Origin of the sequence: Caballeronia sp. LZ001 (assembly GCF_031450875.1) — a bacterium.
In the GTDB taxonomy this organism is placed as follows: Bacteria; Pseudomonadota; Gammaproteobacteria; order Burkholderiales; family Burkholderiaceae; genus Caballeronia.
This window is the reverse complement of sequence record NZ_JARTVX010000004.1, coordinates 4589673-4615677: the sequence shown is the minus strand read 5'-3', so window position 1 is coordinate 4615677 and position 26005 is coordinate 4589673. Positions and strand designations below refer to the sequence as shown.

The following is a 26005-nucleotide window of genomic DNA, read 5'->3' as shown; positions in this document are numbered from 1 at the left end:
ATGGGTAGGCATCGAGCACCGTACCCGGCGGAGTTCCGGGCTCGTATCGTTGACCTGGTGAAGGCCGGGCGAACACCTGAGGAGCTGGCGCGAGAGTTCGAGCCTAGCGTACAGACGATAATTAACTGGGTCGCGCAAGCGGATATTGACGCCGGTGTGCGTCAGGAGGGTTTAACCACCGCTGAGCGCCAGGAACTCACCCGTTTGCGCCGCGAGAATCGGCAACTAAAAACGGAGCGCGACATTCTCTCTCACGCCGCGGCCTGGTTCGCCCGCGAGACAGGAGCCGTATCTTCGAAGGATACGGATTCATGAGAGCGAACCGGGCCCGTTGGCCCATTGCCACGATGGCGCGGCTGTTGGGAGTCTCGACCAGCGGTTACTACGCGTGGCTGGTGCGTGAGCCGTCTAGGCAATCACGTAGCGATGCTCAATTACTCGCACGCATTCGTACGCTGCATGCGAGTTCGCACGGTACGTATGGGGCGCCGCGCATCCATGTGCAACTCGCGCGCGAAGGTGTGCACGTGGGACGCAAGCGAGTCGCACGCCTAATGCGCATTGCGGACCTAAGGGGAGCAAGCCGACGGCGCTGGCCACATACGACGCGTCAGCGTGCGGGAGCACGGCGCGCGCCGGATTTGGTGCGCCGGCACTTCAATGCTGGAGGGCCGAACATACTGTGGGTCGCAGATGCCACCTACATTCCGACGGCGGAAGGCTTTCTATATCTGGCCGTGGTGCTCGATGTATTCAGTCGGCGCATTGTCGGCTGGGCGATGTCGAACCACTTGTACACTGAACTTATGTTACGCGCGCTCGACATGGCGCTCCAGCAGCGGCGCCACGAGGGCGTCATCCTGCATACCGACCAGGGATCCCAATACACGTCAATTGCATTTGGGCGACGCTGCCGCGAAGCGGGTGTACAGCCGTCGACGGGTACAGCCGGTGACGCCTACGACAACGCAATGTGCGAATCCTTTTTTGGCACGCTTGAGGCAGAACTGCTGCTGCGCGAACACTTCGCGACCCACGAACAAGCACGGCGGTGCATCTTCTCATTCTTGGAAGGTTGGTACAACGTACGCCGCCTGCATAGCAGCATCGGATATTGTTCGCCGCTCGAATTCGAAAACCTGAGCGCGAAGACAAAAGCCGCATCACCCTGCGAGTTGCCCACCGACGGGCAGCGTCGTGGTCGTGAAAAGCGACCCGCTGCCCGTCCGTGGACAACTCGCGATTCAACACTCAACGGAGGCTAGATAACGTTGAACCCTTGACTGCAAATCCGTCCGTCAGAGCGGGTCAATCTCAGGCCGGGGTTTCCCGGAGCTATCAAGCGCAACGAACGTGAAGGTGGCTTTCGTTACTCGCTTGGTCTGTTCGCCATTTCGGTCTCGCTGCCAGGCCTCCACTGCCACGCGCATCGAGCTGCGTCCCACCGACAGCAACGACACGTAAACAGAAACTTCGTCCCCGACCTTGACTGGTTGAATGAACGAGATTGCCTCGATTGCTGCAGTCACTGTTCGTCCACGACTGTGGCGCGATGCGAACGCAGAAGCTGCGAGGTCCATTTGACTTACCAACCAACCGCCAAAGATGTCACCGTAAGGATTAGTGTCGGCTGGCATGGCTGTCACTCGAATTGCCGGCTCGCCTGTCGGAACATGTTCACCATCCAAGTTCACGTATGCTTCCCTTTTTTCAATAAATACTTCTTCACTTGTCTCAACAACATATCGGAGGCGCCAGATGTCACCGCGGCCCCCCGATATGTTCTCTCTCCACAGGTCGTGCCTTGCTTTTTACCGGCTAGCAACTCACCGTCGACGACGTGTTCGACTCCTCGGGTCGCGGCGTTGGTCGACGGCGTTACCCTCCTGAGCTACCCGTAGCTCTTCCATCAGGTCCACACCTTCTTTGAGCAAACCGAAGGGAGCCTCTGCAAGCTGGGCTTCGTACATGCTCATTACATTCGAGAGCTCTAAGAACAAGCCCTCATCAAGCAAGAAGGTGCCTGTCTCGTTTGCATGAGCTCTCGTAGAGCGTATTGCCCGCTCAATTTTGACGATGCGGTCTCTGCTCAAAGCACCACATCCTCGATGCGCGAGCCATGCGCTCTGGAAGAGCAACTCGCCCATTGAGGATGCTGCGCGCTCCCAACTGGTTCCTACGCGCGCTGCCTCCAGAAAGATTCGAAATCGCAGTGCGATTTCGTCACGCAGCCGCTGAGGAGACGGCTGACTGACATCGAACACAGCGGTCGTGACGCACGTTCTGAACGACTCGATTGTCACGGCGGTAGATGAAGCATCCTTTGACAAAGACAATTCCGTGCCCGCATAAGAAACTTGACAGTCCGCCTTGACGGCGGACTGTCCCTGACCAAAGCAGCAACTCGCTCGTTCACGATTGGCGATTTACGAGCGAGACCTACTCAACTCATCGATTGTCAGTTGATTTAATATACGGATGAATCTGAACGTTGTTCCAGACGCGGTTGACGAAGAAAGGGTCGCGCTGCGCGAAATCCCTGACCGCTTCAATACTGTCCGCTTCCACGACCAGCATGCTTCCGATTTTCTTATCGCTGTTCACTTCCGTGTACGGGCCAGCAACCAGCAGCTTGACAGTTGCAGCTGCCAGATGGGCTCGATGGGCCGGATAATTCTCTTCCCGCGCATTCGGCGTTGCGGGGTCATCCTGGCAATAAATTACGAAGTGCATTGCTGCCCCCTTCATTGAATCAGGTATGGTCGATTCCCTAGGTTGAATGGCCGCGCATACTAAGCATCCTTCTCCTCACGTACGCGCGGCAGCTCTTACTTCAACGAAATCGTTGTGTTCACTCCGTCGTTCACCGTGGCGTCGTCGAACCAACGCGCAGTGACCGTCTTCGTCTGCGTATAGAACTGAATGACTTGCTTACCGTACGGACCGAGGTCGCCAAGCTTGGAGCCGCGGGAACCCGTGAAACTGAAGTACGGGACCGGCACCGGAATCGGAATATTGATACCGACTTGGCCTACATCGATTTCGCTCTGGAAATGCCGTGCAGCAGCACCACTCTGAGTGAACAGTCCTACACCGTTGCCCATCGGATTGCTGTTGACCAGTGCGATAGCGTCATCAAGCGTCGGAACCGTCAATACGACGAGCACGGGGCCGAAAATCTCTTCACGGTAAATTCGCATGTCTGTCGTGACATCCGAGAAAATCGTGGGTGCGATGAAGTTACCGGATTCATAGCCCTTGACTTGCACATCTCGGCCGTCCAACAACAGGGTTGCTCCTTCATCCACGCCGCTTTGAATCAGCTCGAGGACACGGTTCTTTGCAGCTTTCGAAACCAACGGGCCCAAGTCGGCGCCAGCCTCATGACCCGCGTTGACCTTCAGCGTTTTCGCACGTTCGACGAGGTCCGGCAGCCATTCCTGCGTCTTCCCGACAAGCACGATGACCGAAGTAGCCATGCATCGCTGACCGGCAGCACCGAAACCGGCGCCGGCCAGCGCGTTGAGCGTGTGTTCGCGGTTAGCGTCCGGAAGGACCACAGCGTGGTTCTTCGCGCCCATCATGGACTGCACACGCTTGCCGTGCTCGCTTCCCAGACGATAGACGTGCGTACCCACAGCAGTGGAGCCGACAAACGAGATGGCCTTGATGTGCTCGTGCGTACAAAGCGCGTCAACGACGTCCTTACCACCGTGAACTACGTTCAGGACGCCCTTCGGCACACCAGCTTCAATAGCGAGTTCGACCAGCGCCATCGTGGACAGCGGGTCTTGCTCTGACGGCTTGAGAACGAAGGTGTTGCCGGTCACAATCGCCATGGGGAACATCCACAGCGGAATCATTGCTGGAAAATTGAACGGGGTGATACCGGCACACACACCGATTGGCTGCCGAAGCGTGTACGTGTCGACCTTGCCTGCCACGTTCTCAAGGAAGTCACCCTGTTGAAGCGTCCCAATCGATGCGGCATGCTCCACAACCTCGAGCCCGCGAAAGATGTCGCCCTCTGCATCAGGAACGGTCTTGCCCTGCTCCGCGCTGAGCAGCTTCGCAATGCGCGAAGAATCTTCGCGGATGAGTGCTTGATACTTGAGCATGATGCGCATGCGGGCGCCGACCGACGTGTTTCGCCAGGTCTGGAAGGCCTCGTGCGCCGAGTTAATAGCGGCGTTGACTTCTTGGGCAGTCGCGAAAGGAACGCGGCCAATGACTTCCTGCGTTGCCGGGTTGATGATGTCGCGCCACTCGTTCGTCTTCGATTCGACGAACTCGCCGTTAATCAGAAGCTTCGCGGTGGACACAACGTTCTGCACAGCGTCTTTCGGGTTGTTCATAGTTCAAGCCTGATTTGGATGGTTGAAACTGTCTACGCTGAGCACCGCGCAGGCATAAGATTCAGTCAGCCCGGTGTCTCCTCCGGTCTTCCGTCTTTGAGATGCTTGGTGTGCGTCGACCTCCGCAACACCTCAATGCGTCGATAAGACCGCTCCGGTTGCCTTGACTCCAGCGCTTCGCCGGCAAACTACTACTGCGCTACCAAACCTCTTTGGCTTCTGCATCTGGTTCGCCAGTCAGCGTGAAACCATTATTTGCCGCATACCTGCAAAAAAAAAGTGCCTATCTCTGCAATGGTTGTGCGCAAATCGCACAAGCGCACTCCGCGGCATGTGCGTAAGGTGTCGGATAGGGAAGGACAGGCCTGGGACCAGCCAGGCGGATGGATTGAGCAAACCAGATGAGGTGGGGCTAGTGGGAAAAGGTGCGGCGGCTTTCTAGCGAGCGCCCCGGGGCAGACGAGTCTTGTCTCGCGCCCTCAGACGAGCCGCGTGTCGGCTGGGTCAGACCAGGTTTTCCAGCGCCGGCAGTCACCCTACGGCTGGCGTACGCCGCGGGTGACTCAAATGAATGCTTGGACGACGACGCTTGACTCGTTAGCGGAGCGAAAATCGGCTATGCGTGAACGCCGGCGTATTGACTGACGATGTCAAGGTCCGTGAGATGCTCTCGAGGAATCTCACCAACAAACTGTCCTCGTCGGATAACCAGTACCTTCTCAGAAACAGCCGCGATGAAGTCGAGATTCTGCTCGACCAGCACGATGGCAAGCCCCCGCTCGGACCTCAATGCAACGAGCGTTTCCGCAATTTCCTCAATGATAGAAGGCTGAATACCTTCGGTTGGCTCATCGAGCAGCAGAATGGTTGGGTTGCCGATAAGCGCCCGCGCCAGCGCAAGTAGTTGCTGCTCTCCACCAGACAGCGAGCCACCCTGACGGTCCATCAACCTTTCTAACCGCGGGAAGTATTTAAGAGTGTCATCGATGGCGCTAGCCGCGTTCTCTCCGGTCTTATAAGCACCAAGACGCAGGTTCTCGTAGGACGTAAGCGTTGAGAATAAGCCTCGACCTTGCGGAACATATGCGAGGCCGCGACGCGCTCGTTCGTGCGGCTTCAAATGAGTGATGTCCTCCCCCGCCAAGGTGATTTCGCCTGCAGTCGCTTTCAGGGCGCCAATCAACGTTTTCAGGAAAGTCGTTTTCCCCATCCCGTTATGCCCGAGGATACCGACCGATGCCCCCTCTGGAACGGAGAAATCCATGTTGAAGAGCACGGGAATGGAACCGTAGCCCGCGCGCAAACCCTTCACTTCGAGCAAATTAGTCATGTCGCTCATTGCGGTTTCTTCCCGAGGTAGATTTGCTGGACGAAGGGGTCGCTCATAATGCTTTCAGGCGTGCCCTCCCGGATGATTGCGCCCTGGTGGAGAACCGTCACCTTCTTGGCAATCTTTCGGATGAAGCTCATGTCATGCTCGACCACAACCAGCGCGTGCCGCTGATTGATTTCCAAAATAAGTTGTGCCGTCCGCTCGACCTCCGCGTCACTCATTCCAGCCGCGGGCTCGTCCAGCAGAATCAGAGGTGGGTCACCCGCGATAACGACGGCGAGTTCAACCCACTGCCGTTGACCGTGAGCCAACAGGCCAACAATCGCATCGGAGAATTCGAGCATCCCGACTCGCTCGAGCGTTTCGGCTGTAATGCGGTCGGTCTCGTGCGGGGTGTTCGTCCTCCTCGCAGCTATCCAGACGTTCTCCCATACGGTCATCCCATTGCAGAGGCTCGGGACTTGAGTCTTGATGCCAATGCCGAGTCGCCCGGGCTCATGGGGTTGCATGGCCGAGATATCACGGCCGCGGAAGCGGATTTCTCCGGAGGTCGGCTTGACCTGACCTGTGAGCAGCTTGAAGAACGTGCTCTTCCCGGCACCATTTGGTCCGATAACGCAACGAAGCTCCTGCTCTTCGAGCTTGAAGTTCACGTCTTTCGTCGCATGGACACCGCCAAAACGAACGTTGAGACCCTTGGTTTCAATAAGTGGCGTCATCTCTTCATCCTCTAGAGGTCCACATTTGCCACGTCCGACGTGGCGGGACCATTTTGCTTCTCAAGGTCGGTTCGCGCACTACCCGCTCGCCGCTTGAACGGAATCAGCGCCAAGTCAACCAACTTACCGACGCTTGGAACGATGCCTCTAGGCACCAGAAGGACAAAGCAAACTAGGACCGCGCCCAATACGAGGTTTGAATTTACTACCTGTTGGGCACCAATCTGTGTTGTCAACCATTGAATCGCGATGCACCCGATGATTGGACCAACAAGGGTTTCGAGACCGCCAACGATGACCCAGATGATTATCTGGGCCGACTGCGACAGCCCGAAAATCGTGGGGCTGGTGAATGCTCCCCAGTTGGCAAAAAGACATCCAGCCAGCCCAGCAATGGCCGCCCCGATTACGAACGTTCCGAGCTTGTAAGCCCGCGAGTCGTACCCAAGCAGAAGCACGCGCTGTTCATTTTCTTTCGCGGCAACGATGACGCGCCCGACTTTGCTTGCGATGAGCCAACGCAAGAGAAAGTAAACAAGGAGGAGCGAGCCCATCGAAATGTAGAAGATGCCCTGCGGTCCAATGATGTCGTCAGGATTGCCCGGGACATTGAGTGTCGAGATTCCAGGAATTCCGTTGAATCCACCCAGCGACGCCTTGCCAACATTCCACTCGGGACCGGCGGTCGAATTCATCACGTTGAACAGGATGAGGGTCACCGTCAACGTGATGACGCCCATATAGACATCGGATAATCGCCCGTAGAACATCAGATATCCGAGTATTGCCGCGAAGACTGCTGGTACAAGTATGGAGAGTGCTAGCGGGATAGTACTGTCGCCAATGTTCGTGACTGCAACGGCATAGGTGTATGCGCCGATGCCGAAGAACGCTGACTGACCGAAACAAAGAATTCCGCCGAATCCCCAGATAAATCCAAGACTAACAGCAAGTATTGCCATCACCACATACACCGTCATCTGGACCAAGGCGAAATCGTCGAGAAGATGGGGCAGTGCGAACATGAGGACACCGCCGGCACACAACGTAAGCGCTGCACTCTTCCACGACTTGGAAAACCTTTCAACCGTGGTTGCCGTTGGGATTAGGCGGCTCTTCGCCTTCAGTACTGAGTTCATAACGCCCCCTTGAAAAACCGACCGGTAATGCCCTGCGGGAGAAGACGCAGCATCACAATGGCGCCCACAAGCAAGGCAACTTCACCGAAAACTGGTGTGGTCCAGAACGTCGCAAGTTGGTTCACCGTGCCGAACAAGGCAGAAGAACTGACCAGTCCCAGCACAATGGAGGCGCCACCGCCAATCACCGTGATAAACGCCTTTGCTACGAAAGCGCCACCCATTGTCGGAACAACGCCTGTGAGCGGCGCCAGAAGTCCACCGGCTAGGCCGGACAACGCTGCTCCGAGGGCGAAGGTTCCGGAATACACGATGCCCGGGTTGATACCCAAGGCACCAGCCATCTCGGGATTTAGCATCGTTCCCCGCGCAATCAGTCCGACCGACGTCCGCACAAGCAACAGCCTCAGCGCGACGGCGATGCAGACTGCGACAGCGATGATAACGAGCGAGTAGTTGCTGACCGAGTAAGAGCCTACGGAGAAACTCCCGAGCGGCGCTGATATGCCCTCGGTAGTATTGCCTACGAGAGCCGTAACGACTCCGATGAGAAGAAGAGATAGTCCCCAGGTGACTAGCATCGTGTCAACCATGCGACCGTATAGCCGACGGATGAAAAGGCGCTCGAGAACGACACCAATGACCGCGACGCAAATCGGCGCAACGATGAAAATGCTGACCCAGATGTTGATGCCAAGCCGCATCGCAGCGATGACGGCGTAGGCGCCCAACATCATGAATTCGCCATGAGCTAGGTTGATGACTTTCATCATGCCGAAGACGACCGCAAGACCAGCGGAAACAATCACTAGGCTTGCAATCGCAAATAGCACCTGTATGAAAACGACAGCTACAAGGTCCATCTCATGCCTCTCTATCGGAAGTCAAAACTCACATCAGAACTTAATCGTGTATTGACGATTGTCTTGTGGATTCTTGATAAGGTTGCAAACAGCACTTGTGTCACTCGGAGGCTGTGCCGGGAACGACTCAAGCACCTTGAATTGATGTTCTTTCACTTCGGCGATGCTCACATTCTGAATACAGTGATGCGTACCCGGGTCAATGGAAATCTTGCCGCTGGGTGCGTCGAAGGTGATGCCCGTTTCGAGTGATTCGATGACCTTCATACGGTCTACTGTCCCGGCTTTCACCACACCTAAGGCCCAAAGATTGAAGCCCTGATAGGCACTCATCGCGAGTTCGGTGACGTTGGGATAATTAGCCCCAAAGCGCTTCCTGAAGTTGGTTTTGAAGGCCTTGTTAACTGGATTTTCGGCAGACTCAAAATAGTTGTACGCGAGAAGGAACCCATCACACTCGGCGGGTGAGAGCACAAGCTGTTCGTTGCCGATACCAAACGTAGTCGAGGCCAACGGAATCTTCTTCTGCATGCCTGCAGCAGCCCACTGCCGATAAAACGACATGTGCGACCCACCAACCAAACACGAGACGACCATATCTGGCTTGGCAGATTCAATCTTCGAAATCGTGGATGCGAAGTTCGTCACATCAAGTGGGAAGAAATCCACGGCGACGACCGAGCCACCGTTCTCTTGCGCGTACTTCTTAATCCACTGCGAGGTGATTTGCCCGTAGTTATAATCGGCAGCAATGACGTAAATCTTTTTGCCCCACTTCTTCATTGCGTACGGAACGAGCTTGGCGACAGTCTGTGCGGGCGTCACTCCGGTGGCGAAAATGTTTCGGTCGCAGACCCCACCTTCGTATTCCTGGTTGTAGAAGTAAAGTGTTCGATATCGGTCTAGCACAGGCCGTACGACCTCGCGCGACGCCGATGTAATGCCGCCCTGCACGACCGCGACCTTGTCCTTCAGAGCCAGCTGTTGCGCATACTGCGCATACAACTGCATGTTCGACTGCGTGTCATAGTTGATAAATCGAATCTTTTTGCCGAGAAGGCCGCCTTTAGCGTTCCACTCTTCGATGGCAAAGGTCAAACAGTCGACCATCGGCTTACCATAGATATCAATCCCGCCCGACATGTCGTGCAAGCCCCCGACAAGAATCTCATCGGCTGCGCTAACAACCAGTGGAAACCCCGAACCAGCTGCAGCCAGCGAGACTGCCGACGTCTTCAGAAACGAACGACGATTCATCTTCTTCTCTCCAGAAATAGCGCCAATTTTCAGCCGTCGCTGAGGTCAAGCGACTCAGCATTGAGTGCAGCTTAAGGTTCAGAAATTGGCGTTTCTTGGCAAACAACGTCACGTGCATTGACTGTGACGGACAACGCGTCATATTCCCGTGAGATTTTTCACAAAGAACAGCGCTGTCGCTCACGTGCTAGTAGATTGTCTGCGACGGTCAACAGCCCGAATTTTGGCCAGTCTAGATTGGGGAGGCGCTACCACTGTCAGGCGGGAGACCGCTTGACGGTTCCCTAATCGCTAATTCGACGAGGTCAGACAATGTCGCAAGGTCCAGAACTTCCTACGGTCGGTCAACTGCAGGCGATTGCAAAAGATTGCGGTCTCGAATTGAGCGTAGAGCTCGCGACCGACTACGTTGGCATGATGGCTACAACCTTCAATTCCTACCGTCGCATCGACCAACTTGTTGAGCGAACACTCCCAGTCAAGTACGCTCGCACACCAGGCTTTCGTCCCTCCGAAGAAGAGAATCCGCTCAACGCGTGGTACTGGCGATGCGAGATTACTGGTGCTAAGGAAGGACTTCTGGCGGGCGAACGGGTGGCCGTAAAGGACACCGTATGCGTCGCGGGGGTGCCGATGATGAACGGCTCGAAGCTGCTGGAGGGGTATGTTCCAGAAGTGGATGCGACCATCGTCACACGAATGTTAGATGCAGGTGCAGTCATTGCGGGCAAAGCAAACTGCGAAGATTTTTCTTTCTCGGCGGGAGGCATGACGTGCAGCTACGGGCCGGTCGGGAACCCATGGAAGCCTGACCACAACCCCGGTGCCTCGTCGAACGGGAGCGCTGTCCTTATTAGCCAGGGACAGGTCGACCTCGCGATTGGAGGTGACCAAGGCGGCTCCATCAGATTGCCTGCCGCACTGTCTGGTTGCTACGGATTGAAGCCGACCTTTGGCCTCGTTCCTTATACCGGCTGCGCGATGATTGAAGCCACGCTAGACCACGTTGGGCCAATGGCAAGCTCCACCCGAGGAATCGCAAAGCTGTTGAGCGCTATTGCCGGCTACGATGGAGAAGACCCGCGGCAACAAGGTCGAATCGCTCCGGGCTTTGATACCAACTACTTACCTGCTTTAAAACGCGGTGTGGACGGATTGAGGATTGCCGTATTGAAGGAGGGGTTCGGTCAGGACAACAGTCACTATGGGCTCATCTCCTCGGAAAAGGAAGTCGACGAGTGTGTTCGCGCGGCCATCGAGAAGCTGCGCTCATTGGGAGCTAAAGTTGAAGAAGTCTCCATACCGCAGCATCTCGACGGATTCCCAATATGGACCGCTATTGCCATAGAAGGGTCGTGTGCATTCATGTTAAACGGTCACGGGTTGGGTACGAATTGGCATGGGTGGTACAACACATCGATGGGCGAACACCTCGCTCGTGCCCTACACTCGCGCCCGCATGACCTTCCGCCCACAGTCCTAAGCGTTCTTCTGAGCGGGGAATACATGCGCAAGTACTATTTCAACCGCTACTACGCAAAGGCTCAGAACACCAGGCACATCGTCACAAATGCGTACAACGCAATGCTTGCCGAATACGACATCATCGCCTGTCCAACTACGCCGCATCGCGCCACTCCCATGGCTCACCGTGATGATTTGCCGAGTACAGTTGTTGCGAACGCACTTGACCAGCTCCGAAACACGGTTGTTGCTGACGTTACTGGTCATCCGGCTATTAGCGTGCCTTGCGGCGTACGCGACGGCCTGCCCGTTGGCATGATGCTAACCGCACGGCATTTTGATGAGCACACTCTCATTGCCGCCTCGGCAGCTTTCGAGTCACTCGGAGACTGGAAGGAAGCCTGACTTCGTGTCTTCGACAGGATTCGAAACCGACAAAGTAACCTTTGGACTTTAGCGCGGCGCCTAAAACAAACGCCATCTGGCCGTTCAGTCAGATGGCGTTCGCAAGCTCGCACATGACGGGTCATCGACATCTGACAGAGGGTGCCGTTCGCGGGAAACTAGCTGATTTTCACCGGCATATCGTCGTATTTTCCCATTTTATAGACAACGACGGACACAAGCCAGCTGACCACGAATAGTCCGATTACCAAGTAACCAACAACTCCGAAATTGTCAGCGACTCGTCCAATGAAGTCCCAGAACGGACCCTTGAGTTGGAATTGCTGAGCTGAAAGCGAGAGCACTTCGATACCGCCAATTAAGACCGCTGCAACCACCGACACGAAGGTTATTGTGATGTTGTAGAAGAGCTTGCGCGCCGGGCGCCGGAAGGCCCAGCCATAAGCGCCCAGCATAAGAAGGCCGTCCGCCGTATCGACCAGGGTCATTCCGGCCATAAAAAGTGCAGGGAAAACCAAAATCGTTTCCATCGACATGCCTTTCGCTGCCTGAGCCGCCGATATGCCAAACAGAGCCACCTCAGTGGCGGTGTCAAAGCTCAGACCGAACAAGAATCCAATGGGAAACATGTGCCAGCTTCGCGTGACAAGTCTGAAAAGCGGTCGAAACACTCGGCTCAGCATTCCACTCTTATTCATCAAAATATCGAGGTCGTCCTCGACGAGCGTCTCTCCACGCTTCACCCGTCTGAACGTTTGGATAACCGAGTAAAGAATCTGGACATTCACAATTGCCAAGACGAGAAGAAATGTCGCAGAGACCGACGTCGCTATCACCGCGCCAACCGCTTTGAGTTGGTCGAAATGCCCTTCAATCGACGACGCTGCAAACCCCACGCCCACTGAGAGCAGGATAACTATCGTCGAGTGTCCCACGGCAAAGAAGAATCCCGCCGAAACAGGCCGCCGACCAGCCTGCATAAGCTTTCTCGTCGTATTGTCGATTGCCGCGATATGGTCCGCATCGACTGCATGCCTCAATCCGAAGGTGTACGCAAGAAGCGCTGTCCCAAGCAGCAATGGATGAGAATGCAGTGCTAGTGCTGCATATATCCAGGCAATAATGTTAATGGCAACGATTAAGCAAATCATCGCCACGACCCGTGCACGTAGGCCGTCACCACTCACGGCATGCAAACTCGAGAAAGATTGTTTGAACACTTAGACCTCTTGTTTTTTTCAAGTCGGCATGCCCGATGACAACACTGAGCAGCCGAGAGGATGACATCCCCTCGGCCTCAAGTTAGCCACGCAGAAGATACTTCGGGCCTGTCGAAGTGACGCTCGGTGAAAGGTAGTGACTGTGGGTTCTAAAACACTTCGTCGCGTGTGCCGTCGCGAAACTCATCCTCTCGCGCATGAAGAGCGTCCTGGTCGATAAGCGCGCTGCGCGCCATCGATTTCTCAAGCGCATCGAGCCAACGATGGTAATACTCGTCCACGCCGTTTTGCCCATGCTCCTGTATGGCGCGGGCAAGCTCTCCACGGAACGTTTCCCAGGTGAAATAACCCGCTTTCGATAAGCTCACAGCCATTCCAAAGGCCCTGCTTTGCCACGGTGCGTCAAATACCAGTTCACCGTTCGCTCGCGGCATCGCAATCTCGCCCGTCATTGCAGTGACATTACGGTCGAGTTCCGCACCGGCGGTATCAGTCGCGCATGAAACAAAATTTGCTTCCATATTCCCGCTCCTAAGCAACCGCCGGCAGGACAGTCACGCCTACCATCGAATCGCGAGTGACCAACTTCGCAAGCGCTTCCTCCGAGAGGCTCTCGCTGCCTTGCGGTCGTTGGGGGATGATGAAATATCTCACCTCGACGTTGCTATCGAGGACTTTGACAGGCTTTGAGTCCGCCACGGTCGTGCCAAATTCCGCCAATACTTTGCGCGGCTCACGGACAACGCGCGCTCTATACGGCGCGTCCTTGTACCAACGCGGCGGAAGACCGAGCACCGGCCACGGATAGCACGAGCAAAGCGTGCACACAATGACGTGATGGACATCCTCGGTATTTTCAACGGCAACGAGGTTTTCGCCTTCCATGCCGCTGATGCCAAGTTCGGCGACGGCCTTCGTCGCGTTTTCAAGCAGGCGTTTCTTGAACTCCGGGTCGACCCATGCTTTTGCCACAGCCCGAGCGCCGTTCATCGGGCCAATGTCGTTCGTGTAAGTGTCGATGATTTCATCGATGACCGGACCCTGCAGAACGCCTTTCTCGCGAAGCAGAGACTCGAGCGCGCGTGCTCTTACCTCGCCTTCAGTCGGCGAGTGTGGATGGTGATGATGGTGGTCGTGTTCGCTCATTTCATTCTCCGGTTATGCAGCAGCAGCGGGCGCGGTTTCCCGGTCCATGTAGCATTCGTAAAGGTCCATGGTCACGCTCGTATTGGGCTCCGCGTCATCGCCCCACAAGTCTTTGCCCTCGAACCGCACCGCGTATGTGGGCTGCGCGTTTTCGCCTTTACGATGTGCCATGGTGTCGGCCAGCGGATAGGTGCCGCTATACGCGACGACGGTGCCCGGCTTGTGCCAGATGAAGCGGGGTAGTCGGGTGTGACCTGGCACAGGCGCCATTCGCGCCCGAATCCGGTCACCAACTGAGAAGTTCTGGGGCTGGTCGTCGCGGCGTGCGCCAAGGCCCACGTAAGCGATTTTTTTGGCACCTTCCCTCAACTTCTCGACGACTGCAGGGTCGATTTTCAGGCCACTTAGGTCAGGCAAAGGCTTCCCTTCTCTGACCAACGATTGCCTCGCATTGATTTCGTCGCGCGTCACAAATCCATCCCTGACACACAATTCCTCGATTGCCTCAAGCCAATGCACGTAGTACGGCGTCTGCAGATAGTCAGCCGTCGGCATCTGCTCGATAATGTGCCGGAACTCGTCCAGAGCCCAACTGCCTTGCGTCCCCGCCACCAGGAGCAACCCAAACGTTAGTCCTTCCCAGGGTTCGTGAAAAACCACGTCATCTTTTGTCTGGATTGGGTTACGGAAGTGGTGACCGCCGATGTCATGGATTCCAATCATGCTTTTCTCCAGTCGTGGATGGCCTCTGGCTAGAGGTCCTGTTGGTCCAACGATTTACCGAAACGCACCTTCGCCGGTGGCCTCATACGCTTTCGCTGCCCGAAAAATGCTGCTCTCGTCATAGTGCCTGCCGACAAGCATGAGACCAGCAGGCATACCGTTCACGCCTCCGCAGGGAAGCGTCAGCGCAGGGTGGTGTGTGAAATCGAACGGCGACGTATTGAGCGCCATTGGATGAGACGTCTTGAGTTCGGTCTCAATCGATGTGGATTCGTCCGGCAGCGGCAGTGCGGTCATTGGAGTCGTCGGCATGAGGAGCAGGTCTACGTCCTTAAGCAACTCATCATATTTGCGACGAAGTACACGGCCCGCATTGATGCCATTCGCATAGCCGAGGTATCCAATGTGACGCTTAGCGTATTCGGAGATGACGAAGAAGAGCTTGACACTTGGCGGGGCTTGGTCGATGCCGCCTGCATGGTCACGCGCCCACTCCATCATCGAAAGCGGATATTGGTCGTTTCTGGAAATGCCAAAGCCGTTTCCTTTGAGGACAGTCTCCGTCATGCCAGTCCAACCGATGGACGTCCAGATATCGAAGCCGTGAACGTGAAGTGGGACGGAGACGTCGACCAATTTCGCACCAAGTTTTTCCAAGACCTTCGCGGCACTAAGGACACGCTGGCCTACCGCAGGGTCACTGCCAGGAACTTCGAAACCTTCTTTCAATACCCCAATTCGCAGGCCCTTGACCCCTTGCGCCATCGCGGCTTCATAGTCAGCAGGTTCAACGCCATGCTGTCGGGCATCGCTCCCGTCCGGTCCAGCGATGACGCTCAAGAGAAGCGCTGCATCACCAACGGTTGCCGTCATCGGGCCGACGTGGTCGAAGGAGGCATCGAGCGGAGCAATGCCAGTATATGGAACCAAACCATAAGTCGGTTTCAGTCCGACAATGCCGCTGAAGGACGCCGGCATGCGAATTGAGCCCGCCTGGTCCGCTCCTAAGGCCATATCCACCTCGCCGGTTGCGACCAGCGCAGCGGAGCCCGATGACGAACCGCCGGACGAGAAGCCTTCTGCCCACGGATTGTGAATACGACCAGCTACGCTCGTATGGCTACTGCCAGAAAAACACAAATACTCGCAATGAGCTTTTCCTGCAATTTCACCGCCTTCGGCAAGAATGCGCCGCACAACTTCCGCATCAAACTCCGGGACATAGCCCTCGAAGATGTTCGAGCCTGCCAACATCGGCAGCCCAGCAACGGGGATGCTGTCCTTAATTGCAATGCGCCGGCCGCTCAGCTTGCCCTTACCTTCGACGATGCTTGAACGCACATACCAGGCGTTGTTCCTGTTTTCCGCTGCGGGCGGTGTCGTGAAGTCACGTCCGGCAGGCGGCATGGGAGCGCCTTCCGCGGCAATCGCAAACACGGTGTCGTAACTCTTCACACTATTTGCGACAACATCTGCGTAAAAGCCGGCGTCTGCTTCACTCACGCCCAAGCCTAGGTCACGGGAAATCTTGAGAACATCCTCTCGGCTCGGAGCCGGGATGTTTGCCGCACTGGACTGCTTGAGGTCGGCACTTTTGGAGCTTCGGGCGTTCACTTGAACCTCGCAAAACGTAGTAAATGATGAAAGCGGAAGCGGTGGAGAACCTTTGCTCACCATCCTTATCACCATGCTACGAAGCCAATTTTGGAAGTGCTTGCCCCCTAACGCCATAAGAATTTGACTGGGAAAGCCAGAATCAGCGCTTCGTGTCCGTCGTGGTCAAAACCTTCTCCGTTGACGAATCTTCTCCGTTGGCGAATCGTAAGAAATCTTCACCCTCGAACCTTGTTGTGGGGTTCTACCGCGTGCGCGTCCCGCATGGCTCGAACAAACACTTGAAGCTTTGCTGGCATGCGGGAACGATGCGGGTAATAGAGATAAAACGCCTCACCCCGGGAGCAGTGCTCCTCCAAAACCGGGACCACGCGCCCGTCTCTGAGGGCGTTGTCGGCGAATTGTTGGTACACGTATCCGAGTCCTAAACCGTCCTCAACAGCCTCCACGACACTGCGCATCTCGCTGAACACCAAATTGCCAGCGACTTGCATCGAGAAGGACGATTCACGTGGGCCAAACCGCCACTCGAAGAACCGTCGGCTTGTGCCATAGCGTTGACGGATGCAGCGATGACTGAAGAGTTCTTTGGGGGTTCGAGGTGTGCCGTGCTTTTCGAGATAGGAAGGTGAAGCTATGACAATCGTCCTTTGTTCCAAGCCTAAGGGCAACGCAACCATGTCTTGCTGAACAGAATGACCCAACCGAATGCCAGCATCAAATCCGGAGCCCACGATGTCGATGAGTCGGTCGTCCATCGAGACGTCGAACGTGACGTCTGGATATTGTTCGACGAACCTCACTTGGATTGGTCGGATGAAACACTCGTATGCGACGTATGACGTGTTGATGCGTAAGACGCCCTTCGGGATATCGATGGTCTCGCCAATGTGCTGAATCGTCTCCGAAATGCTCCCCAACGCTGGGGCAAGCGACTCAAGAAGTTCGGTTCCTGACTCGGTCAACGCAACGCTTCGAGTTGTGCGGTTGAACAGCCGCACATTCAACTGCGTCTCGAGCGTCTTGATTGTGCGCGAGACGGCGGTTGGTGTGACCCCTAGTTCCGCTGCTGCTTGCCGAAAATTTCGATGGCGAGCAACTGCTTCGAAGGCTATCAAAGCACTCAAGCTGGGGTGCGGGATTGGCGGCACGACGGTGCTCACATGGCCTCCTGGCGTCATTGTGAACTTTATGTTCACAATGAGTGTACGCCTTTGCTGATTCCCCTAAGGCCCACCGAGCCCTACTTTAGGTACACGTTTGCAGCAAGGCGAACGCAACATATGCAGCTGCCAGGACCAGAAAATGAACACCTACCTCATTATCGGTGCCGGTCCGGGAATTGGACTCGCAAGCGCTCAGAAGTTTGCAGCACAAGGTTACAAAGTCGTATCAGCTGCGCGGTCGGGAAAGCGTCTTAATGAAGCAATCGGCTCATTGCGCGAAACCGGCGCGAAAGTTGTGTTTGAGGAGGTCGACGCAAGCAACTCAGCAGCGGTCGAGAAGCTGATTCAGAAGTACCGCGATGACCTCAAAGTTGTGCATTACAACGCCGGAGTGCTTCACTATGATGCCAATGGCTCGCTGCAAGCGGCGCCCGTCGACTCGATTACGGTCGAAAGCCTCAGCAACGAAATGACGGTCAACCTCACGAGTGCCCTTGTTGCCGTCAAGGCGGCAGAGGACGCTTTCGGGAAACGCGGCGGTTCGATTCTCCTGACGGGCGGTGGTTTCGGGGTCGAGCCTAACGCTGACTTCATTAACATCAGCGTTGCAAAGGCAGGGATTCGGGCTGCTACCAAAGCGTTGTTTGAGCCGCTCCGCGCCCAGAACATCCACCTCGCGACCGTAACGGTATCTACGCTGGTCAGTGCGTACTCTGACAAGTCGAAGGAAATCGCCGAGAAATTCTGGTCCCTGCACAACCAGAGCGATTCGAGCGCATGGGAGTGGGAATCGGTCGTGGTCTAACAGCCGTAAAAGCATGCCTCGCGCACGCGGGGCATGCAAGACGGGTCAACAGGATGTTTGGCCGCAGCTAAACCATGCGCTTACGGTCTGACCAATACCTTTCCCTGCCGGTTGCGGTCGGCAAGCACATTGAACGCTTCCTGCGACTTGTCGAGGGAGTGCTGAAGGTACGCAACGGGTTGCAATGCTCCATCTGCAAATCGCTGAAACAATTCCCTAGCTGCGGCGAGCGCTTCCGATTGATGCGCACCCACAAAATGACGAACATCGACACCGACAAGGCTCGCTGATTTAAGCAATGCGAGATTCGTCGGCAACTTGGGTATGGTTCCCGATGCAAACCCGATAACCAAATGTCGGCCGCCTTTGGCAAGAGAGCGAAACGACGACTCGGAGTCGGCTCCCCCGACTGGGTCGACGACGATGTCAATCGCTCCATCTGCCGCTAGTGCGCGAAGCTGGTCCCGTAACGCCGGCCCGCTGGATGCGAGAACAAGTGTCTTTGAGGCACCGAGCGCACGGACCTTCGCTGCCTTGCTATGCGACGAGACAGCAGCCAATACCCGAGCGCCGTTTGAAACAGCAAGTTGCACCGCGGCCTGACCAACCCCACCCGCAGCCCCCAGCACCAGTACTGTCTCCCCCGAGCGCAACGACCCCCGATTGCCCAACGCGTAGTGGGCAGTCAAATAGTCTACGAGAGCACTAGCGGCGACGTTTTCGTCGACACCGTCAGGCAAGGTTATCAAGTCATCTGCCTTCGCGACCGCGTACTCGGCGAGGCCACCGCCAAACTGCCAAACGGCTACCTTACGACCCACCCATTGTCCGTCCACGCCGTCACCCACGTCCTCAACGACACCGACAATCTCACCCCCGGGAACGTATGGCAGTTCAGGCTTCATCTGATACTTTCCCTGAACGATGAGCCCGTCCACAAACCCAAGTGCCGTGGCTACCACTCGGAGAAGCACTTCGCCTCTAGCCGGTACCGGCCTTTCGCCGACATCAAGAGTGAGGATTGGTGAGTCAACAAGTTCTTTAACAACTGCTCGGCGCATCGAACGCCTCCTAATGGTCATGGGATGAGCACATTCTTATGCTGAAGGCGGCACCTCAACATTGTGAGACCGCCACATCGTTCCGTAAGAGTAGCTGATTGCGACATTCTGGTTGGGCGCAAACGCATGAACGGGTGTGCGTAGAGAGGATGGTCCTCCCCGGTCGTGATATTGCAAAGTGCAGAGTGTCTTTTGGAGGCGAATATGACTTCACACAACCAATCCGGACAATCGGCGGGCTTACGTTTCCGCGATGCTGTCCGAGAAGAATCCCCTTTGCAAGTCGTCGGCGCAATCACCGCTTATGCCGCGAAGATGGCCGAAGCGGTCGGCTTTAAAGCGCTCTACCTCTCGGGCGGTGGCGTTTCGGCGAACTCTCTCGGCATGCCGGACCTCGGCATCAGCACAATGGAAGATGTCTTGATTGATGCGCGTCGCATTACCGATGCGTCGTGCCTTCCGCTCATGGTCGACATCGACACCGGCTGGGGCGGTGCATTCAACATTGCTCGCACCATTCGCTCATTTATCAAAGCTGGCGTTGCTGCAGTACATATCGAAGACCAGGTTGGTCAAAAGCGCTGCGGTCATCGCCCCGGCAAAGAATTGGTGTCTAGTGCTGAGATGGTCGACCGGGTAAAGGCTGCCGTCGACGCCCGCACAGACGATTCATTTGTCATCATGGCGCGCACAGATGCCGCAGCATCTGAAGGCATTGACGCAGCCATCGAACGAGCTGTCGCGTACGTCGAAGCCGGTGCAGACATGATTTTCCCGGAAGCGATGAAGACGCTTGACGACTACCGTCGTTTCAAGGAAGCGGTGCGTGTTCCAATTCTCGCCAACTTGACCGAGTTCGGCTCTACTCCGTTCTTCACAGTTGATGAGTTGAAGACCGCGAACGTCGACATCGCTCTCTACTGCTGCGGCGCATACCGCGCAATGAATGCCGCCGCACTCAACTTCTACGAGACGCTCAAGCGGGACGGCACACAAAAGGCGGCGGTGGAAACGATGCAGACTCGCGCTGACCTGTACAAGTATCTCGGTTACCACGCCTACGAAGACAAGCTTGACGAGCTCTTCGCAGCGAACAAATAAAAGCATTAGGAGACAAACATGAGCGAGGCTCAAAGTAGCACTGCAGCGGGCGGCTTCAAGCCGAAGAAGTCCGTCGCCCTCTCCGGCGTCACGGCGGGAAACACTGCGCTTTGTACGGTTGGGCGCACCGGAAACGATTTGCACTATCGCGGCTACGACATCCTCGACATCGCGACGACAAGCGAATTCGAAGAGGTTGCCTATCTCCTCGTGCACGGCAAACTACCGAACATCGCGGAGCTAAAAGCCTATAAGACGAAGCTCAAGTCGCTGCGCGGGCTGCCCGCGAATGTTCGAGCAGCACTCGAATGGGTGCCGGCGTCGGCGCATCCGATGGATGTCCTGCGCACCGGCGTGTCAGTGCTCGGCACAGTTCTTCCCGAGAAGGACGGCCACAATATTGCTGGCTCAAAGGACATCGCTGACCGTTTGATGGCGTCACTGGGCTCGATGCTGCTGTATTGGTACCACTATTCGCACAACGGAAAGCGCATCGAAGTCGAGACCGATGACGACTCCATCGGCGGACATTTTCTGCATCTGTTGCATGGCAAGGAACCGTCGAAGTCGTGGGTCGACGCGATGCACATTTCGCTTAACTTATACGCCGAACACGAGTTCAATGCGTCGACTTTCACGGCGCGTGTAATCGCCGGCACGGGTGCCGACATGTACTCGGCTATCACCGGTGCTATCGGCGCTCTGCGTGGCCCGAAGCACGGCGGTGCCAACGAAGCTGCGTTCGAAATTCAGAGTCGCTATGAAAACGCAGACGAGGCAGAAGCCGACATCAAACGCCGCGTTGAGAATAAGGAAGTCGTGATTGGCTTCGGCCACCCGGTGTACACCATCTCGGACCCGCGTAACAAGGTCATCAAGGAAGTCGCGGGCAAACTGTCCAAGGAAGCGGGAGACACGAAGCTCTTCAGCATCGCCCACCGACTCGAGTCGGTGATGTGGGAATCGAAGAAGATGTTCCCCAATCTCGACTGGTTCAGCGCCGTGTCGTATCACATGATGGGCGTGCCGACCGCGATGTTCACGCCGCTCTTCGTCATCTCGCGTACGTCGGGTTGGAGCGCTCACATCATCGAGCAGCGCATCGACAACAAGATTATTCGACCAAGTGCCAATTACACGGGACCGGATAATCTCACGTTCATTCCGATTGCCGACCGCAAATAACAGAGCAACGTCGTCCCTTCACGTCCTGAGAGCACGTGGAGATTCGGCCCCACTGCTCACCCGGCGGTAGGGCCTTTTTGATATATGGCAGGGTTTTTTGCGGCACGTTGCATCAATTCCAGCTCGCCCTGTGCGAGACGTCGACGCGTCGCAATAGACTTGCCGTGGTGATTAACCGTAGGGGTCTCCCCACAATACCTTTGAGCATGGCGATTTCTCATAGACCATGCGATAAGCGAGATACGGCCATGAATACTGCATACCGAAAACCCCTCTCCGGCAAAACTTGCGACTTCTTCGATGCGCGCGCGGCCGTTGACGCTATCAAACCCGGCGCGTATGACACGCTGCCGTATACCTCCCGAGTGCTTGCGGAGAATTTGGTTCGCCGTTGCGACCCCTCTATTCTGGAGATTTCGCTGCTCCAGTTGATTGAGAGAAAAAGAGAAAGGGATTTCCCCTGGTTCCCTGCACGCGTCGTGTGTCATGACATCCTGGGTCAAACAGCCCTCGTTGACCTCGCTGGCCTACGAGACGCCATCGCCGACCAAGGTGGTGACCCTGCGAAGGTGAACCCGGTCGTCCCGGTCCAACTCATCGTGGACCACTCGCTCGCTGTTGAATGCGGCGGTTACGACCCTGATGCGTTCAAGAAGAATCGCGCAATTGAAGACCGACGAAACGAAGACCGTTTCGACTTCATCAATTGGACCAAGAGGGCGTTCAAAAACGTCGATGTAATTCCGCCGGGCAACGGCATCATGCATCAAATCAACCTGGAACGGATGTCGCCCGTCATCCATTCCAACGACGGCGTAGCTTATCCAGACACGCTTGTCGGAACCGACAGCCACACACCGCACGTTGATGCGCTAGGCGTCATCGCAATCGGCGTTGGTGGGTTGGAAGCAGAAAATGTGATGCTTGGTCGTGCGTCTTGGATGCGCCTACCGGACATCGTCGGTGTCGAGCTTACCGGCAAGCGCCAGCCCGGCATCACCGCGACGGATATTGTGCTCGCTCTTACTGAGTTCCTTCGGAAGGAAAAAGTCGTCGGTGCCTACCTTGAGTTTTATGGCGAAGGTGCATCAAGCCTGACTCTTGGTGACCGTGCCACCATTTCGAACATGGCGCCGGAATATGGTGCGACGGCAGCGATGTTCTACATCGACGAGCAGACTATCGAGTATCTCCGTCTCACCGGTCGCGAAGAGGAACAAGTGCGCCTCGTCGAGACGTATGCCAAGACTGCCGGGTTGTGGGCAGATACTCTGAGCGGTGCGCAATACGAGCGCGTGCTCCATTTTGATTTGTCGAGCGTCGAGCGCAATATGGCTGGCCCCTCGAATCCGCACAAGCGCCTTCCGACCTCTCAACTTGTGGAACGCGGAATTGCAGGCGAGTGGGATGAGACCCCGGGCAAGATGCCGGACGGCGCAGTAATCATCGCAGCCATCACGAGTTGCACGAACACCAGCAATCCGCGCAACGTGATTGCAGCCGCACTCCTTGCCCGTAACGCCAATGCGCAAGGCCTTACGCGCAAACCGTGGGTCAAATCATCCCTCGCCCCCGGTTCCAAGGCAGTCGAATTGTATTTGGAGGAAGCAGACCTCCTGACCGACCTCGAGAAGCTTGGCTTCGGCATCGTTGCATTCGCCTGCACGACGTGTAACGGCATGTCCGGAGCGCTTGACCCGGTCATCCAGCAAGAAATCATCGACCGCGAGCTTTACACGACTGCGGTCCTTTCTGGAAACCGCAACTTCGATGGCCGCATCCATCCGTACGCGAAGCAAGCGTTTCTCGCATCGCCTCCGCTGGTGGTTGCCTACGCGATTGCCGGTACGATTCACTTCGACATCGAGAGGAACTCACTCGGCCTCGGGAAGGATGGTCAACCGGTCTACCTTAGGGATATCTGGCCGACCGATGAAGAAATCGACGCGATTGTCGCTAAGAGCGTGAAGCCCGAGCACTTCCGCAAGGTCTATGAGCCGATGTTCGCCGTCACAGCGGCGAGCGGCGATGCAATCAGTCCCCTTTATGACTGGCGGGAACAGAGCACGTATATTCGCCGGCCCCCGTATTGGGAGGGCGCACTTGCCGGTGAGCGGACTCTTAAGGGTATGCGACCGCTAGCTGTTCTCGGTGACAACATCACTACCGACCACTTGTCGCCGTCCAACGCTATCTTGGCGAATAGCGCCGCCGGCGAATATCTGGCCAAGATGGGTCTGCCAGAGGAAGATTTCAACTCGTACGCTACCCATCGCGGCGACCATCTCACGGCTCAACGGGCGACCTTTGCCAATCCGACGCTCATCAATGAAATGGCGGTCGTCGACGGACAGGTAAAGAAGGGCTCGCTTACCCGCGTAGAACCTGAAGGAAAGGTGACCCGCATGTGGGAGGCAATCGAGACCTATATGGACCGAAAACAACCGCTCATCATCGTTGCAGGCGCAGACTACGGCCAAGGCTCTTCGCGCGACTGGGCGGCAAAAGGTGTGCGTCTCGCTGGCGTCGAGGCTATCGTTGCTGAAGGATTCGAGCGCATCCATCGCACCAACCTCATTGGCATGGGCGTTTTGCCGCTTGAATTCAAGTCGGGCGTCAATCGAAACACTCTGGGTATCGATGGAACCGAGACGTATGATGTGCGCGGCGACCGTAGGCCTCGCGCAGACTTGACCTTGGTCATCCATCGCAAGAACGGTGAACAGCTTGAGGTTCCTGTGACCTGTCGCCTCGAGACGGCCGAAGAGGTCTCCATCTACGAAGCCGGGGGGGTGCTGCAACGCTTTGCGCAGGACTTTTTGGAGTCGTCGAAGGCTGCGGCCTAACGTCGACGGCGATTGCAAAGGCGGCGCCAAGCGCGCCGTCTAATCTACCCACGGAAATCAAATCGCATGGCACAAGCACCTCAAATCAAGATTGCTGCAACCTACATGCGGGGCGGCACAAGTAAAGGCGTTTTCTTTCGTCTCAACGACCTTCCGAAATCCGCTCGGGCTCCGGGCACGGCCCGCGACGCACTGCTTCTGCGCGTCATTGGAAGCCCTGACCCTTACGGTAAGCAAATTGATGGAATGGGCGGCGCAACGTCAAGCACCAGCAAGACGGTCATCGTGTCGAAAAGCACGCGACCTGACCATGACGTCGACTATCTCTTCGGTCAGGTGTCAATTGACAAGCCTTTCGTGGACTGGAGCGGCAACTGCGGAAATCTGTCGGCAGCGGTTGGCCCCTTCGCGATTAGCGGCGGGCTAATCGACCCCGAGCGTGTGCCTGACAACGGCCTTGCAGTTGTCAGGATTTGGCAGGCAAACATTGGCAAAACCATTATTGCTCACGTCCCAATGACCAGTGGGTCGGTGCAAGAGACGGGCGATTTCGAATTGGATGGCGTGACCTTCCCCGCAGCCGAAGTCCAGCTCGAATTCCTCGACCCCGCCGCGGACGAAGAAGGCGCAGAGGGGTCAATGTTCCCCACTGGCAACCTCGTCGACGACCTCGAGGTACCGGGTGTCGGCACGCTGAAAGCAACCATGATTAACGCCGGCATTCCCACCATCTTCGTCAATGCTGACGCTATTGGCTATACGGGCACCGAACTGCAGAACGCTATCAACGGTGACGAAGAAGCCCTCAAGCGGTTTGAGACGATTAGAGCGTACGGCGCGCTGCGCATGGGACTTATTAAGAACCTCGATGAAATCGCAAAGCGTCAGCACACGCCCAAGATTGCGTTTGTTGCCCGCCCTGCCGAATATGTCGCCTCAAGCGGAAAGAAAGTTAGTACAGAAGAGGTCGACGTGTTGGTCCGTGCGATGTCCATGGGTAAGCTGCACCATGCAATGATGGGAACAGCCGCAGTTGCTATCGGCACTGCCGCGGCCATCCCGGGCACCCTGGTCAATCTCGCTGCTGGAGGCGGCGAACGCCACGCCGTTCGCTTTGGACATCCGTCAGGCACCTTGCGTGTCGGAGCCGAAGCGGTCGAATCGAACGGTGATTGGCAGGTCAAAAAGGCAATCATGAGCCGAAGCGCGCGCGTCCTCATGGAGGGTAACATTCGCGTTCCGAGCGACGGAAACTAGCGCTTCCCATTTCATCGAATGTCGCCACCGGGGAACTTGCTTCCCTGGTGGCAGAGATGAGCCTCGCAAAACTGAACCGATTCAGAGCCTGTCCGACGCTGTGCCCAGCGGTCTTCGACTCGCTCGAAACGAGAGTTCTCGTGGCTGCGTTGTCCTAGCCGCCGCGACTACCTACCAGATGTCGAAACCGTGCATATGCAGGGGCACCGACACATCAACACGCGTAGCACCGAGCTTCATCAGCACCTTGGCGGCCGCGCGCACGCGCTCGACTGCAGCCGGGTTGCGGATTTCGGAAGGCGAACGCTCGTTTCGGTGAAGTCGAACAAGCTGGCGGGCGGTGCTG

Annotated in this window: 21 protein-coding genes and 1 pseudogene; 7 read left to right on the top strand and 15 right to left on the bottom strand. The window is 56.3% G+C overall.

What is annotated here, in order from left to right; genetic code table 11:
* A pseudogene (locus tag P9292_RS32620) lies at positions 1 to 1136 on the top strand (IS3 family transposase); the annotation flags it as partial.
* A gap of 162 nt (positions 1137 to 1298) precedes the next feature.
* On the opposite strand, the gene P9292_RS32615 reads toward P9292_RS32620, so the two are convergent.
* From P9292_RS32615 to P9292_RS32580, 8 genes are all read right to left on the bottom strand, one after another.
* Entirely contained in the window at positions 1299 to 1637 is a 339-nt protein-coding gene (locus P9292_RS32615; RefSeq protein WP_309963094.1) for an acyl-CoA thioesterase, read from the bottom strand.
* Between the two features lie 811 nt (positions 1638 to 2448).
* On the bottom strand, positions 2449 to 2733 hold the full coding sequence (locus tag P9292_RS32610; RefSeq protein ID WP_309963092.1) for a YciI family protein: 285 nt from the start codon (positions 2731 to 2733) through the stop codon (positions 2449 to 2451).
* A gap of 95 nt (positions 2734 to 2828) precedes the next feature.
* The gene (locus tag P9292_RS32605; RefSeq protein ID WP_309963090.1) at positions 2829 to 4355 is read right to left on the bottom strand and encodes a CoA-acylating methylmalonate-semialdehyde dehydrogenase; all 1527 of its coding nucleotides are present in this window, start codon (positions 4353 to 4355) and stop codon (positions 2829 to 2831) included.
* A 616-nt stretch (positions 4356 to 4971) separates the two neighbouring features.
* Entirely contained in the window at positions 4972 to 5694 is a 723-nt protein-coding gene (locus P9292_RS32600; RefSeq protein ID WP_309963088.1) for an ATP-binding cassette domain-containing protein, read from the bottom strand.
* Positions 5691 to 6407 (bottom strand): ABC transporter ATP-binding protein, encoded by a 717-nt coding sequence (locus P9292_RS32595; RefSeq protein ID WP_309963086.1) that lies wholly within the window; start codon positions 6405 to 6407, stop codon positions 5691 to 5693. The genes P9292_RS32600 and P9292_RS32595 overlap by 4 nt, the downstream gene beginning before the upstream one ends.
* Positions 6408 to 6418: 11 nt before the next feature.
* Positions 6419 to 7546, bottom strand: a complete 1128-nt coding sequence (locus P9292_RS32590; protein ID WP_309963084.1) for a branched-chain amino acid ABC transporter permease — start codon at positions 7544 to 7546, stop codon at positions 6419 to 6421.
* A complete protein-coding gene (locus tag P9292_RS32585; protein ID WP_309963081.1) occupies positions 7543 to 8409 on the bottom strand; it encodes an ABC transporter permease subunit in 867 nt (288 codons plus the stop codon). Before P9292_RS32585 ends, P9292_RS32590 begins: the two co-directional genes overlap by 4 nt.
* 33 nt (positions 8410 to 8442) lie before the next feature.
* On the bottom strand, positions 8443 to 9666 hold the full coding sequence (locus P9292_RS32580; protein ID WP_309963079.1) for a transporter substrate-binding protein: 1224 nt from the start codon (positions 9664 to 9666) through the stop codon (positions 8443 to 8445).
* 312 nt (positions 9667 to 9978) lie between these two features.
* Here P9292_RS32580 and P9292_RS32575 point away from each other — a divergent pair, with 312 nt between their 5' ends.
* Positions 9979 to 11535, top strand: coding sequence for an amidase (locus P9292_RS32575; protein WP_309963077.1), 1557 nt, complete (start codon positions 9979 to 9981; stop codon positions 11533 to 11535).
* Between the two features lie 158 nt (positions 11536 to 11693).
* Here the strand turns inward: P9292_RS32575 and P9292_RS32570 are convergent, their stop codons facing one another.
* The 6 genes from P9292_RS32570 to P9292_RS32545 form a co-directional block, all read right to left on the bottom strand.
* Positions 11694 to 12686, bottom strand: coding sequence for a HoxN/HupN/NixA family nickel/cobalt transporter (locus tag P9292_RS32570; protein WP_309964254.1), 993 nt, complete (start codon positions 12684 to 12686; stop codon positions 11694 to 11696).
* 218 nt (positions 12687 to 12904) lie between these two features.
* Complete coding sequence (locus tag P9292_RS32565) at positions 12905 to 13276, bottom strand: nitrile hydratase accessory protein (protein ID WP_309963075.1); 372 nt, start codon at positions 13274 to 13276, stop codon at positions 12905 to 12907.
* Between the two features lie 10 nt (positions 13277 to 13286).
* Positions 13287 to 13901, bottom strand: coding sequence for a nitrile hydratase subunit alpha (gene nthA, locus P9292_RS32560; RefSeq protein WP_309963073.1), 615 nt, complete (start codon positions 13899 to 13901; stop codon positions 13287 to 13289).
* Positions 13902 to 13913: 12 nt separating this feature from the next.
* A complete protein-coding gene (nthB, locus tag P9292_RS32555) occupies positions 13914 to 14624 on the bottom strand; it encodes a nitrile hydratase subunit beta (RefSeq protein WP_309963071.1) in 711 nt (236 codons plus the stop codon).
* 54 nt (positions 14625 to 14678) lie between these two features.
* Positions 14679 to 16301 (bottom strand): amidase, encoded by a 1623-nt coding sequence (locus P9292_RS32550; protein ID WP_309963069.1) that lies wholly within the window; start codon positions 16299 to 16301, stop codon positions 14679 to 14681.
* Positions 16302 to 16456: 155 nt separating this feature from the next.
* Positions 16457 to 17401: a LysR family transcriptional regulator gene (locus tag P9292_RS32545; RefSeq protein ID WP_309963067.1), complete on the bottom strand. Its 945-nt coding sequence runs from the start codon at positions 17399 to 17401 to the stop codon at positions 16457 to 16459.
* 142 nt (positions 17402 to 17543) lie between these two features.
* On the opposite strand from P9292_RS32545, the gene P9292_RS32540 reads away from it, so the two are divergent.
* Positions 17544 to 18209 (top strand): SDR family NAD(P)-dependent oxidoreductase, encoded by a 666-nt coding sequence (locus P9292_RS32540; RefSeq protein WP_309963064.1) that lies wholly within the window; start codon positions 17544 to 17546, stop codon positions 18207 to 18209.
* Positions 18210 to 18289: 80 nt separating this feature from the next.
* Here the strand turns inward: P9292_RS32540 and P9292_RS32535 are convergent, their stop codons facing one another.
* Positions 18290 to 19270, bottom strand: a complete 981-nt coding sequence (locus P9292_RS32535; protein ID WP_309963062.1) for an NADPH:quinone oxidoreductase family protein — start codon at positions 19268 to 19270, stop codon at positions 18290 to 18292.
* A gap of 204 nt (positions 19271 to 19474) precedes the next feature.
* Between P9292_RS32535 and prpB the strand changes: the two genes are divergently transcribed.
* The 4 genes from prpB (at position 19475) to prpF (ending at position 25659) form a co-directional block, all read left to right on the top strand.
* A complete protein-coding gene (gene prpB, locus P9292_RS32530; RefSeq protein WP_309963060.1) occupies positions 19475 to 20371 on the top strand; it encodes a methylisocitrate lyase in 897 nt (298 codons plus the stop codon).
* Positions 20372 to 20389: 18 nt separating this feature from the next.
* On the top strand, positions 20390 to 21556 hold the full coding sequence (gene prpC / locus P9292_RS32525; RefSeq protein WP_309963058.1) for a 2-methylcitrate synthase: 1167 nt from the start codon (positions 20390 to 20392) through the stop codon (positions 21554 to 21556).
* A 248-nt stretch (positions 21557 to 21804) separates the two neighbouring features.
* Positions 21805 to 24402 carry a Fe/S-dependent 2-methylisocitrate dehydratase AcnD gene (gene acnD / locus P9292_RS32520; RefSeq protein WP_309963056.1) on the top strand — a complete coding sequence of 866 codons (2598 nt, stop codon included), beginning with the start codon at positions 21805 to 21807 and terminating at the stop codon, positions 24400 to 24402.
* A gap of 66 nt (positions 24403 to 24468) precedes the next feature.
* A complete protein-coding gene (gene prpF, locus P9292_RS32515) occupies positions 24469 to 25659 on the top strand; it encodes a 2-methylaconitate cis-trans isomerase PrpF (protein WP_309963054.1) in 1191 nt (396 codons plus the stop codon).
* Positions 25660 to 26005 lie beyond the last annotated feature (346 nt).